The organism is Geothrix edaphica, assembly GCF_030268045.1.
GTDB lineage: Bacteria > Acidobacteriota > Holophagae > Holophagales > Holophagaceae > Geothrix > Geothrix edaphica.
Map to the genome: position 1 here is coordinate 652,233 of NZ_BSDC01000001.1, position 12,635 is coordinate 664,867.

The window sequence follows — 12,635 nt, forward strand, 5'->3', positions numbered from 1 at the left end:
CCTCCTTTCCCGTGGATTTCAGAGGGACCTGCGGGGCAGGACCGGACCGAACGAAAAGTCTACCTCAACACTGGGGTTATGGCGAGGAGGAAAGCCTCCAGCTACCCTGAACCCTCACTGCTTCTTCCGGATGCCCATGCCACGCCCCCTCCTGCTCATCGTGGACGGCGAGTCCCTACGGACTCCCGGCCTGGTGTCTGCCATGGAAGGCGACGGCTGGGAGATCCGGTGGCTGCGCCACGATGGGACCGAGGCCTTCCTGCGGGAGAGCCTGGATCCCGACCTGCTGCTCCTGGATTCGGCCGCCCCCGGCGGCGCGGACAGCGACCTGGTCCGGCAGCTCCGGCAGCGGAATCCCCGGTTGCCGGTGCTGGTGGTGACCGAAGGCCCCGACCGCGGGGAGGAGGCCGGAGCCGGCGTGCAGGAGTACCTGGAACGGACCCGGCCCGATGGGGAGATCGCCGCCATCCTCCGTCGCTACCGCCCCGGCCAGGCCAAGCTCAGCACCCAGGACATCTTCGGGGACCTCCTGGCGGACCTGGAGGGGGCCGGGGAGCCCGCGGCGGCCTCGGCCGGACCGGCGGCGGCCCAGCCTCCCCTGAGCGCCTCGGACATCTTCGGCCGCGTGATCGAAGAGGTGGAGGCACTTCCGGAGCCCGCTCCCATCAGGAACCTGGTGCGCGTGGTTCCGGCCCTGGCCTCGGCTTCCGCCCCGACCCCGTCCATCGCCTCGCTCCCGATCGAGTCCCTGGGACCCTCGGATTTCACCCTCAGCGGCATCTCGGGGGTCCACGACCCCTTCGCCTGGTCCGGCGGCCCGGCGGGCTCCCCCGCGGGCCCCCCGGCGCCGGAGGCGAAGCCCGCGACCCCCGGGGCGCCGGACATCCTCGAGGAGTACGGAAACTACTTCCTGCTGGAGAAGATCGCCATCGGCGGCATGGCCGAGCTGTTCAAGGCCCAGCAGCGCGGCGTGCAGGGCTTCCAGAAGATCGTGGCCATCAAGCGGATCCTGCCGCACTTCAGCGACAACGAGGACTTCGTCACCATGTTCATCGACGAGGCCAAGCTGGCGGCCCAGCTGACCCATCCGAACATCGTGCAGATCTTCGACCTGGGGAAGGCCGGCAACTCGTACTACATCGCCATGGAGTACGTGAACGGCCGGGATCTCCGCACGCTGCTGCGGAAGGTGCGGGAATACGGCCTGCCCTTCCCGGAGCAGGTGGCGGCCTTTGTGGTGATGAAGGTGGCCGCGGCCCTGGACTACGCCCATCGCAAGCGGGGCTTCGATGACCGGGAGCTCAAGCTGGTCCACCGTGACATCAGCCCCCAGAACGTGATCCTCTCCACCGAGGGCGCCGTCAAGCTCGTGGACTTCGGCATCGCCAAGGCCGCCAGCAAGGCCAGCCATACCGTGGCCGGCGCGCTCAAGGGGAAGCTGCTCTACATGAGCCCGGAACAGGCCACGGGCCAGCCCCTGGACAACCGCTCGGACCTGTACTCCCTCGGCCTGGTGCTGTTCGAGCTGCTCACGGGCGAGCGCTGCTTCCAGGCGGATTCGGAACTCGGCGTGCTCGAGAAGGTGCGCCTCGGCCGGGTGTCGGACCTGCTCACGCTGAACCCGAAGGTCTCGAAGGAGATGGCGGCCATCGTGAGCCGGGCGCTCCAGAAGGGCGTGGACCACCGCTACCCCTCGGCGCGCTTCATGGAACGCGACCTGCGCGACTACCTCCAGCGGCTGGGCCCGCCCATCACCGAGCACGATGTGGCCGAGTACATGCAGGCCCTGCTCAACGGGACCCCCGAGAACCTCGAGCACCTGATCGCCTCCCGGTTCCCGCCGCCCGCGGGCTTCACGAGCGGGACCCATCGCAACCTGGCGCTCCAGGCGGACACGGCCATCCGGAAGGTTCCCGTGCCCAGCGAGACCCCTGAACTCAGTCTGGCGCCGCTGGAGCCCATCGAGCCGATCGGGGACATCCCGCACCGGCCCCGCTGGCTGCTGCCCGTGATCCTCGGCCTCGCGGCGGCCCTCGTGGCCCTGCTGGCCATCGCCCGGTGGTCATGACCCGGTGGTCCTGAACCGGCGATCTGGATAAGATCACTCTTTACGAACAGTTTCGTCGCCCCAGGGAGCACCCATGGATCTGAGCCAGGATCAGAAGGCCTTCTACGAGACCACCCGCGAGCGCTGCCGCTCCGAGGTGTCCCAGATCAACAACACCATCGCCTCCGAAGTGCAGCGGGTGAAGGAGCTGCTCACCAGCCTGAGCAACCGCAAGACCGCGGTCCTCCAGATGTACGGCGCCGCCTGCGAGGTGCTGGGCGAAGAGAACGATCTCGCCGAAGAGTCCATCGACATCGAGTTTTAGCTGTCAGCCATCAGCTGTCAGCTCTCAGTCACTGATGGCTGACAGCTGATGGCTACTCATGGATCCGCATCAGCGGGGCGGCGCACTTCTGGCAGTTGCTCTGGTGCGGGGGATTCTTCTTTCCGCAGTGGCTGCACACCTGGATGTGGGCCCGCTTGCGGCGCCAGATGCGCAGGTAGAGGACGCCGAGGAGCGCGATCAGCAGGCAGCCCTTCTGCCAGGACTGGAGGAAGAAGCCCGTGGGGCTCTCGGCCTTGGGTTTCTCCGGCTGCCCCTGGAGGCTGAGGGTGGTGGGCTGGCTCATGCTTCGGCCCCTTCGTCGGGCAGGTCCTCGATCGTCTCCAGAGCGCCATCGCCGAAGAGCCCGTCCTCGGGCAGGGGCGGCTCGAGCGCGGCCAGGGCCTGGGCCTCCAGGCGGCCTTCGCCGAAGTCGTCCAGCCGCGGAAGGTCATGGAGGCTCTTCAGGCCGAAGTGCAGCAGGAAGGCCTGGGTGGTGGCGTAGGTCATGGGCCGGCCCACCACGGGCTTGCGGCCGGCGGGGATGATGAGCTGGCGCTCCAGGAGGCTCTTCACCTGGTTGGCGCTGCTGGTGACGCCGCGGATGGCGTTCAGCTCCGTGATGGTGACGGGCTGGCGGTAGGCGATGATGGCCAGGGCCTCGATCAGCGCCGGCGTGAGCTTGCCGCTGCGGGTGGTGGTCACCAGCCGGGCGACCATCTCCTTGTAGAGCGGGCTGGTGGCCATGCGCCAGCCGCCGCCGACCTCCAGGAGGCGCAGGCCGCTGGAGCCGCTCAGTCGCTCCTGCAATTTCTCGATGCCCTGCTGGAGGGCGCCGTCGCCCAGGCCCGTGAGCTCCCGCAGCCGCGCCAGGTCCAGCACCTCGCCGGCGGCCGTGAACAGGGCCTCCAGGGCGCCCGGGAGGTCGCCACCCTCGTCCCAGAGGGGGTCCTGGTTGAAGATCTCGATGTCGTTCACCGGTACGCTCCCAGCCGCTGGCCCACCTTCACGCCGCCTTCGGTCCGGAGTGGCAGCCAATCCTTGGCCCTCGGCCCGCCGATCAGCAGCACCACGGTGGAGCCGAACTCGAAGGTGCCGAGGTCGTCGCCGGGCCCACAGGGCAGGCGGTCCACCGTGAAGCCGCCGTCCCGCGGCAGGTCCCGCCCGCCGAGCCAGCGCCCGTCGATCACGACGCCGCCCACGTGCGTGGCGCCCACCAGCACCGCGGCCACCTCGAGGCCTTCGCAGGAGCCGGTGCCAAGGGCGGTCCACGCCGCGCGCCGGTTGCGCTCGTAGAGGCGGGGGATGGCGCCGGTGCTGGCATCGTTCACGGGCCAGAGCTCCCCTTCCACGCGGCTGACGGCAGTGACGCTGCCTTCCAGGGGCACGTGGATGCGGTGGTAGTCCTTGGGCGAGAGGTAGAGGGTGAGGTACTGGCCGCCCTCGAAACGCTCGGCGCCCCGCTCATGCTTCAGAAGCTCGGAGACGTGGTAGGTGAGGCCCTTGGCCTGGATGGCCGTATCGGCCTGGATGCGGCCGCTGGCGATGATGCGGGCGTCCACGGGGCTGTTCAGGCCGCCGGGCAGGGGCGCGTCCTGGGGACGCAGGCCCGGCTTGAGGCGCCGCGTGAACAGGGCCTGGAGGCTGGGATAGTCCTTCAGGGGGAATTCGGCCTCGGCCAGGTCGATGCCGTAGTGCCCCGCGAACCGGCCCAGCAGGGGCTCGCGCCAGGCTCTGGGCAGGGAGCGGGCGGCGGCCCAGCCCACCACCCGCGAGCCGAGCTTCTTCGGGTAGAGGCCGAGCAGTCTCAGGGAGAGGGGCCCCGGCGTCCAGAGCAGGACATAGGCCACCCAGAGCAGGGCGAACACAAGCGCCACGCGCGCCGGAGGGGGCCAGGACAGATGCATCCCATCAGGATAACCCGCCCTCCGCCCGCCTGGCCCGCTCACGTAGCATGGACCCATGGATTGGACCCACCTGAAGCCCTCCGGAGGCCGCCGCATGCCCTGGAAGAACGGCGGCGGCACCACGCTGGAACTGGCCGTGGACCCGCCGGGGGCCACCCTGGAGACCGGCTTCCGCTGGCGCCTCAGCTCGGCTGATGTGGCCGCATCGGGGCCCTTCTCGGCGTTTCCCGGCCTGGAGCGGTGGCTGCTCCTGCTGGCGGGCGCGGGCTTCCACATCGATTTCGGCCCCCACGGCCGCGCGGAGCTCACGGAACCGTTCCTGCCCATCCATTTCTCCGGCGACTGGCCCGCTGTCGCCACGCTGGCCGGCGGGCCCAGCCAGGACTTCAACCTGATGGTGGACCCCCGGCGGTGCCGGGCCCGGCTGGAGACCCTCCGGCTGGAGGCGTCCCTGGCGTTGCCCCTCCAGGCTGCGACCACCCTCCTGTTCGTGGCCCGGGGCACGGTGTCCGTCCCGGCCTGGAATCTCCACCTCGGCCACCGGCATCTGCTCCGCGTGGAGCGGGGCCGCGGCGCTCTGAGCGTTGCGCCGGGGCTGGCCGGGGCGGTCCTGGTCCGGATGGACCTGGATCCCGCCTGACCCCCCCCCATCCGCTCCGTGGTAGGGTGGCACCCACTCACCCCACCGCCCAGGAGGCACCCATGAACCGGAGGATTCTTTCCTCGCTGCTGGCATTCGGCTTCGCCCTGCACGCCCAGACGCCGGTGAAGATCGGTGTCATCAACTGCGCCACGGGCACCCAGGCGCCCATCGGCGAGTACATGAGCAACGGCTACAAGCTGGCGCTGGAGGATCTCCAGAAGAAGGGCATCAAGGTGGAGCTGGTCACGGAGGACGACACGGGCAAGCCCCAGGTGTCCATGTCGGCCATGGAGAAGCTGGTGACCCGCGACCGCGTGGCCGCCGTGGTGGGCCCCTACAGCTCCGCCTGCGCCAACGCCGTGTCGAAGCTGGCCGAGAAGTACAAGGTGCCCCTGCTGGTGCCCGTGGCCTCCAAGGAGGACATCACCCGGCAGAACCAGAAGTTCGTCTTCCGCCTCAGCGCCACCACCGAGGACTATGCCTCCATCCTCATCTCGATGGCCCAGAAGCTGGGCAAGCCCAAGACCATGGCGATCCTGAACGAGAACACCGACTTCGGCACCTCCGGCGCCAAGTCCGCCAAGGCCTACGCCGCCCAGGTGGGCATCCAGGTGGTCATGGAGGAGGCCTACGCGGCCGGCTCGCCCGACTACCGCTCGACCCTCGCCAAGGTGAAGGCCACCAAGCCCGACCTCGTCTTCATGGTGTCCTACGTGGCCGACGGCATCCTGCTCATGCGCCAGGCGCGCGAGGTGGGCCTCCAGCCCCAGGCCTTCCTGGGCGCGGGAGCGGGTTTCGCGTCCTCCGAGTTCGCCCGGGAGCAGGCCATCTCCAACAACGTGTTCTCCAGCACCCAGTGGACCACCGACGTGAACTGGCCCGGCGCCAAGGACTTCGGGGCCCGCTACAAGGCCAAGTTCGGCAAGGCCGAGGTCCCCTACCACGCCGCCAACGCCTACGCCTCGATGATGGTCATGGCCGAGGCCGCGGCCAAGGTGGGCGGGGACCGCGAGAAGCTCCGCGCGGAGCTGCGGGGCGGCCACTGGAACGGCATCATGGGCGACGTGCGGTTCGTGGACTACAGCGGCTACACGAACCAGAACAAGCACCAGATGCTGGTGGAGCAGATCCAGAACGGCAAGCACGAGACCGTCTGGCCGCCTGAGTACGGCTCGAAGAAGCCGGTCTACCCCTTCAAGTGGAAGTAGCCACCTTCTGATCAGACCGTGAGCCTGTCATCTTGGATGGCATGCACATCGGACACGCGCTCACGGTCATGGCCGCGGCCTTCCTCGCCGGGGCCATCAATTCCATCGCGGGGGGTGGCACGCTCGTGTCCTTCCCCGCGCTGCTTGGCATAGGCCTCACGGGGCAGCAGGCGAACGTCACCAGCACCTTGGCCCTGTGGCCGGGTTCCATCGGAGGGTTCTGGGGCCATCGGGAGGATCTCGCGGGCATCCGGGCCTTCGCCCTGCGCCTGATGCCGCCCTCGCTCCTTGGCGGGGCGCTGGGTGCCTGGCTCATGCTCGTCACGCCCCAGAAGGTTTTCGACCAGCTGGTGCCCTGGCTGATCCTGGTGGCGACGGTCCTCCTGGCGGCCAACGATCCCGTCAACAAGCTGCTGAAGCGGATGGGCAGCCACGACCGCACCCCGGGCTGGTGGGTCGGCGCCATGATCTTCCAGTTCATCGTGGGCATCTACGGCGGCTACTTCGGCGCCGGCATCGGCATCCTCATGCTGGCGGCCCTGAGCCTGCTGGGCCTCACGGACATCCACCAGATGAACGGCCTCAAGAACCTGCTGGCCCTCTGCATCAACGGCATCGCCATCTTCGCCTTCCTGGCCATGGAGTTCCTGCGGCACCCCGGCAACGTGCAGTGGAAATACATGGTCGTCATGGCTGCCGCGGCTGGCCTGGGGGGCCTCTTCGGCTCCCACATGGCGCACCGGGTGGGCCGCAAGACCGTGCGTGTCGGCGTTGTCAGCATCGGGTTCATCCTGTCGGCCTGGTACTTCTACAAGCATTACGCCGTCTGACAAAGGCGCCGCTTCCAGGCGGGGGCTGGAGGGCCGTCCGGGGCCTCCATTCAAGAAAAGAGAATTTTTCTGTGCTTGAACTGGCGCGAATTTGAGGCAAGATCCAAGCGACAAATCACACAGCGCCCGTTGGCGCTCTTGAACAGGAGGCCCGCAACATGGCCGAGAACCTCACCAAGGCTGAACTCGTCGAAGCCGTCGCCAAGACTGCCGACATCACCAAGGCTGCCGCTGCTGCTGCGATCGGCTGCTTCCTCGACTGCATCGCCGGCCACGTGGGCAAGGGCGGCAAGGTGACCCTGGTCGGCTTCGGCACCTTCAGCCAGAAGACCCGCAAGGCCCGCACCGGCCGCAACCCCCAGACCGGGGCCCCCATCAAGATCGCCGCCTCGAAGTCCATGAGCTTCAAGGCCTCGAAGGCCGCCAAGACCGCCAAGCCCAAGGCCGCGAAGAAGGCCGCCCCCAAGGGCAAGAAGAAGTAGTCGGTCCATCGGGACCGGAAGAAGGGGGCCATCGGCCCCCTTCTTCCTTTGGGACCGACCCACGCGACGAGGAGCGGAGAAGCAGATGGCACTTTCAGGATGGGCCGAGGACTACGTGAACCTGGTGCTGGCGGTCGGCCGCCACGACGCCGACTTCGTGGACGCCTACTACGGCCCTCCCTCGTGGAAGGCGGCGGCCGAGGCCGGCAGTCCGCGCCCCCTTCCGGACCTGGGCACGGAGGCCCGCCGGATCCGGGAGGGCCTCGCCGCCGCATCGGTGCCGGCCGGCGAGGCGCTGCGCCGAGACTACCTCCTGGGGCAGCTGGGGGCCGTGGAGGCCCACCTGGCCCGCCTGCAGGGCCACCGCTTCAGCTTCGACGACGAAGCCGAGGCCCTCTACCAGGCCCGGCCCCCTGTGACACCGGAAGCCACCCTGGAGGCTGCGCTGGCCCGGCTGGATCGGGTGCTTGACGGCCCCGGCTCCGTTCAGGACCGCTACCAGAAGGCCCGGGAGCGGGTCCTCGTTCCGCCGGAACGGGTGGATGCGGTCTTTCAGGCGGCCATCGCGGAGGCCCGGGAGCGCACCTGCCGCCACGCGACCCTGCCGGCCTCCGATCACTTCCGCGTGGAGTACGTGCGGGACAAGGCCTGGTCTGCCTACAACTGGTACCAGGGCGGCGGGACCTCGGTGATCCAGGTGAACCTGGACCTGCCCATCGCCATGGACCGGGCTCTGGATCTGGCCGCCCACGAGGGCTACCCGGGCCACCATGTCTACAACGCCCTGCTGGAGCAGCGCTTCGCCCAGGCTCCGCCCGCGGGCCGGGGCTGGGTGGAGTTCACGATCTACCCGCTGTTCTCGCCCCAGTCCCTGATTGCCGAAGGGACCGCCAACTTCGGCATCGAAGTCGCCTTCCCCGGTGGGGAACGCCTCGCCTTCGAGCGGGACGTGCTCTTTCCCCTGGCGGGCCTCGACCCCGCCGAGGCGGAACGCTGGTCGAGGGTGCAGGCGGAGCTGAAGGTGCTGGCCTTCGCTGACAACGAGGCCGCCCGTGGCTATCTGGACGGCCACCTGGATCGCGCCGGGGCCGAGGCCTTCCTGGTCCGCTACTCCCTGCGGACCGCGGCCCAGGCCGCCCAGCGCCTGCGGTTCATCGACACCTACCGCAGCTACGTCATCAACTACAACCTCGGCGAGCAGCTCGTGCGCGACTGGGTCGAGCGCCAGGGGGGCACCGTGGCGGACCCGGCCCGGCGCTGGGCGGTCTTCGTCGATCTCATCTCCAGCCCGCGATTGCCCAGGGCGCTGGGGCTCTAGAGCCCACGGGCTCCCGTACAATGGGACTCGCACCCGGGGAGCCGTCCTGCGTCTGATCATCGCCGAGAAACCGAGCATGGGCCGCGCCTTGGCGGAGGCCCTGGGTCTGCCCGGGCGGGGGCGGAGCCTCATCGAGGGGAACGGACTGGTGGTGACCTGGTGCGTGGGGCACCTGGTGGAGGCCCTGAATCCCGAGGGCTATGATCCCGCCTGGAAGGCCTGGCGCTGGGACCGGCTGCCCATCTTCCCGGAGCCCTTCCGCTATGCGCCCATCGAGCAGACAAAAGAGCAGTTCGACGTGGTGGCGCGCCTGCTCAACCGGGCGGACATCACCGAGGTCGTGAACGCCACGGACGCCGGGCGCGAAGGCGAGCTGATCTTCGATCTCGTCTACCGCCTGGCGGGCTGTGCCAAGCCCGTCCAGCGCTTCTGGACCTCGAGCCTCACGCCGGAGGCGATCCAGGCGGCCTACGGGGCCATGAAGCCAGGGGAAGCCTACACCGGCCTGCGGGACGCCGCGCGCAGCCGCCAGGAGGCGGACTGGCTGGTGGGCATCAACGCCACGCGGGCCCAGACCCTGCGCATGCGCAGGGCAGGGGCCGAGGATGGCGTGTGGAGCGTGGGGCGGGTCCAGACCCCGACCCTGGCCCTGCTGGTGCGCCGGGAACTGGAAATCCGCGACTTCAAGCCCCAGCCGTTCTGGACCCTCAGGGCCCGGTTCGCGCATCCCAACGGAGTCTACGAGGGTCGCTGGTTCCGGGAGCAGGAGGGCCAGACCCAGGAGCGCTTCGCCACCGAGGCGGAAGTCCAGGCGCTGGCGGCGACCCTGGCAGGCAAGCCAGGGAGGATCCGGAGCGCCACGGGCCGCACGGAGAAGAAGAAACCCGAGCTGCTCTACGACCTCACGGCCCTGCAGAAGGAGGCCAACAAGCGCTTCGGCTTCACGGCGGAGGGCACCCTGGGCCTGGCGCAGAACCTGTACGAAAAGCAGCTCATCTCCTACCCCCGCACCAACAGCCGCCACCTCACGGAGGCCGATGCCCTGAAGGCGCCCCAGTGGATCAAGGCCCTGGCCCAGGGGCAGCTCACGGAGCTCGGGCCCTTCCTCGACCAGCTCCGGAAGCGGTGGCCCGTGAAGCTGGACAAGCGCTTCGTCAACGACAAGGAGGTGGAGGACCACGCGGCGCTGGTGCCCACCGAGAAGCCCGCCCGGGGCCTCGCCGGCGACGAGCTGCGCATCTACGACCTCATCGCCCGGCGCTTCCTCGGGGCCTATTTCCCGGATCGCGTGGAGACCAAGACGACCATCATCACGGAAGTCGCCAGCGAGACCTTCAAGACCAACGGCACCGTCGTGAAGGAGGAGGGATGGTCTGCCGTGGATCCCCCTTACCGCCGCAAGAAGGCCGAGAAGGTGGCCGACCCGGCCGAGGCGGAGGAAGAGGCCGAGGAGGACAGCGAGGGCGGCCTGCCTGTCGTGAAGAAGGGCGAGGCCGTCGAGGTCGCCGCCCTGCAGCCCAAGGAGGGGAAGACCACGCCCCCCAAGCGCATGAGCGAGGGGGACCTGCTGTCCGCCATGCAGGGCGCCGGTCGGGACCTGGACGACGAGGCCCTCCGCGGGGCCATGCGGGACTGCGGTCTGGGTACGCCTGCGACGCGCGCGAACATGATCGAGACCCTCATCAAGCGCGCCTACATCGAGCGCAAGCGCAACATCCTGCTGCCCACGGACAAGGGCATCCGGCTCATCCAGGGCCTCCCGGCGGAAGCGCTGCGCAGCGCGGAGCTGACCGGGACCTGGGAAGCCCGCCTGGAGCGCATGCGGCGCGGCGAGGAGACCCGCGAGGCCTTCATGGCCGACATCCGCAGATTCGTGTCCGCCGTGGTGGAGGAACTCCAGGACGCGCCCGCCCCCCACGTCCACGGGGCCCCCTGTCCTGCGTGCGGCCAGCCCATGCGGATCATTCCCAGCACCCGGCGCGGGGAGTTCTTCCACCGCTGCCTGCCGTGCAACGTCGTGGAGCCGGTGGCGAAGGCCCACTAGAACCCTCAGGAGAGCCCTGGCCGCCGCTCCGCCCCGACCGCCGGAGGCATCGGCCCAAAAAGGAAGCCGCCTTGCGGCGGCTTCGTCTGGCGGAGAGTAAGAGATTCGAACTCTTGATACGCTTTTGGCGTATACACGATTTCCAATCGTGCTCCTTCGGCCACTCGGACAACTCTCCCGTGGCTCCGCGTGAACGCGGGGAACCAGAAGGTTATCACGGCCCCGGGCCGCGGCCAAGGGCCGTGATCGGAAGGGCTACACGGCCTCGAGAACGGCCACCAGCAGCTTCCAGAAGTTGCCGACGGAGGGCACGCTCACGTGCTCGTCGGGGGTGTGGACGTCCCACATGCTGGGGCCGAAGGACACCATCTCCATCTCGGTGTACTTCTCGCCGATGAGACCGCACTCCAGGCCGGCATGGATGGCCATGATCTCCAGCGGCTTGCCGAACACCTTCTGGTTGGTCTCGTTGACGATGCGGACCAGCGAGGCCTTGGGCTCGGGCTTCCAGCCGGGGTACCCGCCGGTGACGTGGGACTCGAACCCACCCAGGGCGCAGGTGGCGGCGATGCGCTCGGACAGCGCGGTCTTCGAGGGGTTGATGGAGCTGCGCGTGAGGAGGTTCACCTCGACCTCGTTCTCGCGGGTCTCGATCACGCCCATGTTGGTGGAGGTCTGCACCAGGCCAGGAATGTCCGGGCTCATGGCCTCGACGCCGTGGGGCAGCGCCAGCAGCAGCTGGATCAGGGCATCGGTGTCGGGGCCGGACATGACCTGGGTGGCCTCCCCGGGCTCGAGGGCCAGGTGCAGGCCGGGATCGAAGGCGCCGAGCGCCGCGCGCCAGTGGGCCTCGTGCTCCGTCAGGGCGGCCTTGAAGGCCTGTTCCTTGGCGGGGTCCAGGAAGATCTGGGCCGAGGCTTCGCGGGGGATGGCGTTGCGCTTGTTCCCGCCCTTGATGGAGGCCAGGCTGAAGCCGAAGGCCGGCTTCAGGGCACCCAGGACCTGGGCGAGGATGCGGATGGCATTGCCGCGGCCGGCATGGATGTCGATGCCGGAGTGACCGCCCTTGAGGCCGAACACCTTCAGGCGGAAGGCCTTGGTGCCGGCGGGCGCGGCCGTGCGGGTGAGCTTGCGGGTGACGATGGTGTCCTCGCCGCCGGCGCAGCCGATGGTGAGGTAGCCCTCCTCCTCGCTGTCGAGGTTGAGGAGGAACTTGGCCTTGAGGCGGCCGGGCTGGAGCCCGTTGGCGCCCGTGAGGCCGGTCTCCTCGTCAATGGTGATGAGCGCCTCGATGGGGCCGTGGGCGATGTCCTTGCTGGCCAGCACCGCGAGGGCCGCAGCCACGCCGATGCCGTTGTCGGCGCCGAGGGTGGTGCCCGTGGCGCGGAGGAGGTCGCCGTCCTTCCAGACCTTGATGGGATCCTTGAGGAAGTCGTGCCCCGTGCCCTCGTTCTGCTCGCAGACCATGTCCACGTGGGCCTGGAGGCAGACGGTCGGCCGGCCTTCCTTCCCGGGGGTGGCCTTCTTCCGGATGATCACGTTGCCGACCTCGTCGCGCTCCACCTCGCAACCCAGGGCCTTGGCCTGATCGGCCACCCAGGCCGCGGCGGCGGCTTCGTTCTTGGACCCGCGGGGGATCTTCGACAGCCCCAGGAAGTAGGACCAGATCGTCTTCGGTTCGAGGGATTCGAGCAGCGCGTCCACAAAACCTCCCTGGGCCCGGCCGGTCGGCCGGGGCGGTTCCGTCAACTGTACCGGCCGACCGGCAGCCTGGGACGTGACGGGAGTCACGGTGTGACACGATTTCGAATCCCTCTCCCTCCGCCACGAAGAA

Annotated in this window: 12 protein-coding genes and 1 tRNA gene; 8 read left to right on the plus strand and 5 right to left on the minus strand. The window is 69.0% G+C overall.

Features of this window, described 5'->3' with window-relative positions; all coding sequences use genetic code 11:
* Positions 1-136: 136 nt before the first annotated feature.
* Both QSJ30_RS02910 and QSJ30_RS02915 read left to right on the plus strand, forming a co-directional pair.
* Positions 137-2,068, plus strand: a complete 1,932-nt coding sequence (locus tag QSJ30_RS02910; protein ID WP_285606283.1) for a serine/threonine-protein kinase — start codon at positions 137-139, stop codon at positions 2,066-2,068.
* A gap of 73 nt (positions 2,069-2,141) precedes the next feature.
* Entirely contained in the window at positions 2,142-2,372 is a 231-nt protein-coding gene (locus QSJ30_RS02915; protein WP_243305270.1) for a hypothetical protein, read from the plus strand.
* 52 nt (positions 2,373-2,424) lie between these two features.
* Here the strand turns inward: QSJ30_RS02915 and QSJ30_RS02920 are convergent, their stop codons facing one another.
* The 3 genes from QSJ30_RS02920 to asd are packed head-to-tail and all read right to left on the minus strand — an operon-like array spanning position 2,425 to position 4,276.
* Positions 2,425-2,676 carry a hypothetical protein gene (locus QSJ30_RS02920; protein ID WP_285606284.1) on the minus strand — a complete coding sequence of 84 codons (252 nt, stop codon included), beginning with the start codon at positions 2,674-2,676 and terminating at the stop codon, positions 2,425-2,427.
* Complete coding sequence (gene scpB / locus QSJ30_RS02925; RefSeq protein WP_285606285.1) at positions 2,673-3,347, minus strand: SMC-Scp complex subunit ScpB; 675 nt, start codon at positions 3,345-3,347, stop codon at positions 2,673-2,675. The genes QSJ30_RS02920 and scpB overlap by 4 nt, the downstream gene beginning before the upstream one ends.
* Positions 3,344-4,276: an archaetidylserine decarboxylase gene (gene asd / locus QSJ30_RS02930; RefSeq protein ID WP_285606286.1), complete on the minus strand. Its 933-nt coding sequence runs from the start codon at positions 4,274-4,276 to the stop codon at positions 3,344-3,346. The genes scpB and asd overlap by 4 nt, the downstream gene beginning before the upstream one ends.
* Before the next feature lie 94 nt (positions 4,277-4,370).
* Between asd and QSJ30_RS02935 the strand changes: the two genes are divergently transcribed.
* From QSJ30_RS02935 to QSJ30_RS02960, 6 genes are all read left to right on the plus strand, one after another.
* Positions 4,371-4,916: a HutD/Ves family protein gene (locus QSJ30_RS02935; RefSeq protein ID WP_285606287.1), complete on the plus strand. Its 546-nt coding sequence runs from the start codon at positions 4,371-4,373 to the stop codon at positions 4,914-4,916.
* Positions 4,917-4,978: 62 nt separating this feature from the next.
* Entirely contained in the window at positions 4,979-6,127 is a 1,149-nt protein-coding gene (locus tag QSJ30_RS02940; RefSeq protein WP_285606288.1) for an ABC transporter substrate-binding protein, read from the plus strand.
* A 41-nt stretch (positions 6,128-6,168) separates the two neighbouring features.
* On the plus strand, positions 6,169-6,957 hold the full coding sequence (locus tag QSJ30_RS02945) for a sulfite exporter TauE/SafE family protein (RefSeq protein WP_285606289.1): 789 nt from the start codon (positions 6,169-6,171) through the stop codon (positions 6,955-6,957).
* Positions 6,958-7,115: 158 nt separating this feature from the next.
* Positions 7,116-7,439 carry an HU family DNA-binding protein gene (locus tag QSJ30_RS02950; RefSeq protein WP_285606290.1) on the plus strand — a complete coding sequence of 108 codons (324 nt, stop codon included), beginning with the start codon at positions 7,116-7,118 and terminating at the stop codon, positions 7,437-7,439.
* Between the two features lie 85 nt (positions 7,440-7,524).
* Positions 7,525-8,757 carry a DUF885 domain-containing protein gene (locus QSJ30_RS02955; RefSeq protein WP_285606291.1) on the plus strand — a complete coding sequence of 411 codons (1,233 nt, stop codon included), beginning with the start codon at positions 7,525-7,527 and terminating at the stop codon, positions 8,755-8,757.
* Between the two features lie 58 nt (positions 8,758-8,815).
* Entirely contained in the window at positions 8,816-10,801 is a 1,986-nt protein-coding gene (locus tag QSJ30_RS02960) for a DNA topoisomerase 3 (protein ID WP_285608040.1), read from the plus strand.
* Positions 10,802-10,888: 87 nt separating this feature from the next.
* Here the strand turns inward: QSJ30_RS02960 and QSJ30_RS02965 are convergent.
* Together QSJ30_RS02965 and QSJ30_RS02970 are read right to left on the minus strand one after the other, a co-directional pair.
* A tRNA-Ser gene (locus QSJ30_RS02965) sits at positions 10,889-10,979 on the minus strand.
* A 77-nt stretch (positions 10,980-11,056) separates the two neighbouring features.
* The gene (locus QSJ30_RS02970) at positions 11,057-12,505 is read right to left on the minus strand and encodes an aminoacyl-histidine dipeptidase (protein ID WP_285606292.1); all 1,449 of its coding nucleotides are present in this window, start codon (positions 12,503-12,505) and stop codon (positions 11,057-11,059) included.
* Positions 12,506-12,635 lie beyond the last annotated feature (130 nt).

What these genes read in the sequence shown, in the direction of transcription:
- QSJ30_RS02955 (WP_285606291.1), top strand. Translation starts at nt 7,525, where the DNA reads ATGGCACTTTCAGGATGGGCCGAGGACTACGTGAACCTGGTGCTGGCG.
- QSJ30_RS02915 (WP_243305270.1), top strand. Translation starts at nt 2,142, where the DNA reads ATGGATCTGAGCCAGGATCAGAAGGCCTTCTACGAGACCACCCGCGAG.
- QSJ30_RS02910 (WP_285606283.1), top strand. Translation starts at nt 137, where the DNA reads ATGCCACGCCCCCTCCTGCTCATCGTGGACGGCGAGTCCCTACGGACT.
- QSJ30_RS02940 (WP_285606288.1), top strand. Translation starts at nt 4,979, where the DNA reads ATGAACCGGAGGATTCTTTCCTCGCTGCTGGCATTCGGCTTCGCCCTG.
- QSJ30_RS02935 (WP_285606287.1), top strand. Translation starts at nt 4,371, where the DNA reads ATGCCCTGGAAGAACGGCGGCGGCACCACGCTGGAACTGGCCGTGGAC.
- QSJ30_RS02945 (WP_285606289.1), top strand. Translation starts at nt 6,169, where the DNA reads ATGCACATCGGACACGCGCTCACGGTCATGGCCGCGGCCTTCCTCGCC.
- asd (WP_285606286.1), bottom strand. Translation starts at nt 4,276, where the DNA reads ATGCATCTGTCCTGGCCCCCTCCGGCGCGCGTGGCGCTTGTGTTCGCC.
- QSJ30_RS02950 (WP_285606290.1), top strand. Translation starts at nt 7,116, where the DNA reads ATGGCCGAGAACCTCACCAAGGCTGAACTCGTCGAAGCCGTCGCCAAG.
- QSJ30_RS02920 (WP_285606284.1), bottom strand. Translation starts at nt 2,676, where the DNA reads ATGAGCCAGCCCACCACCCTCAGCCTCCAGGGGCAGCCGGAGAAACCC.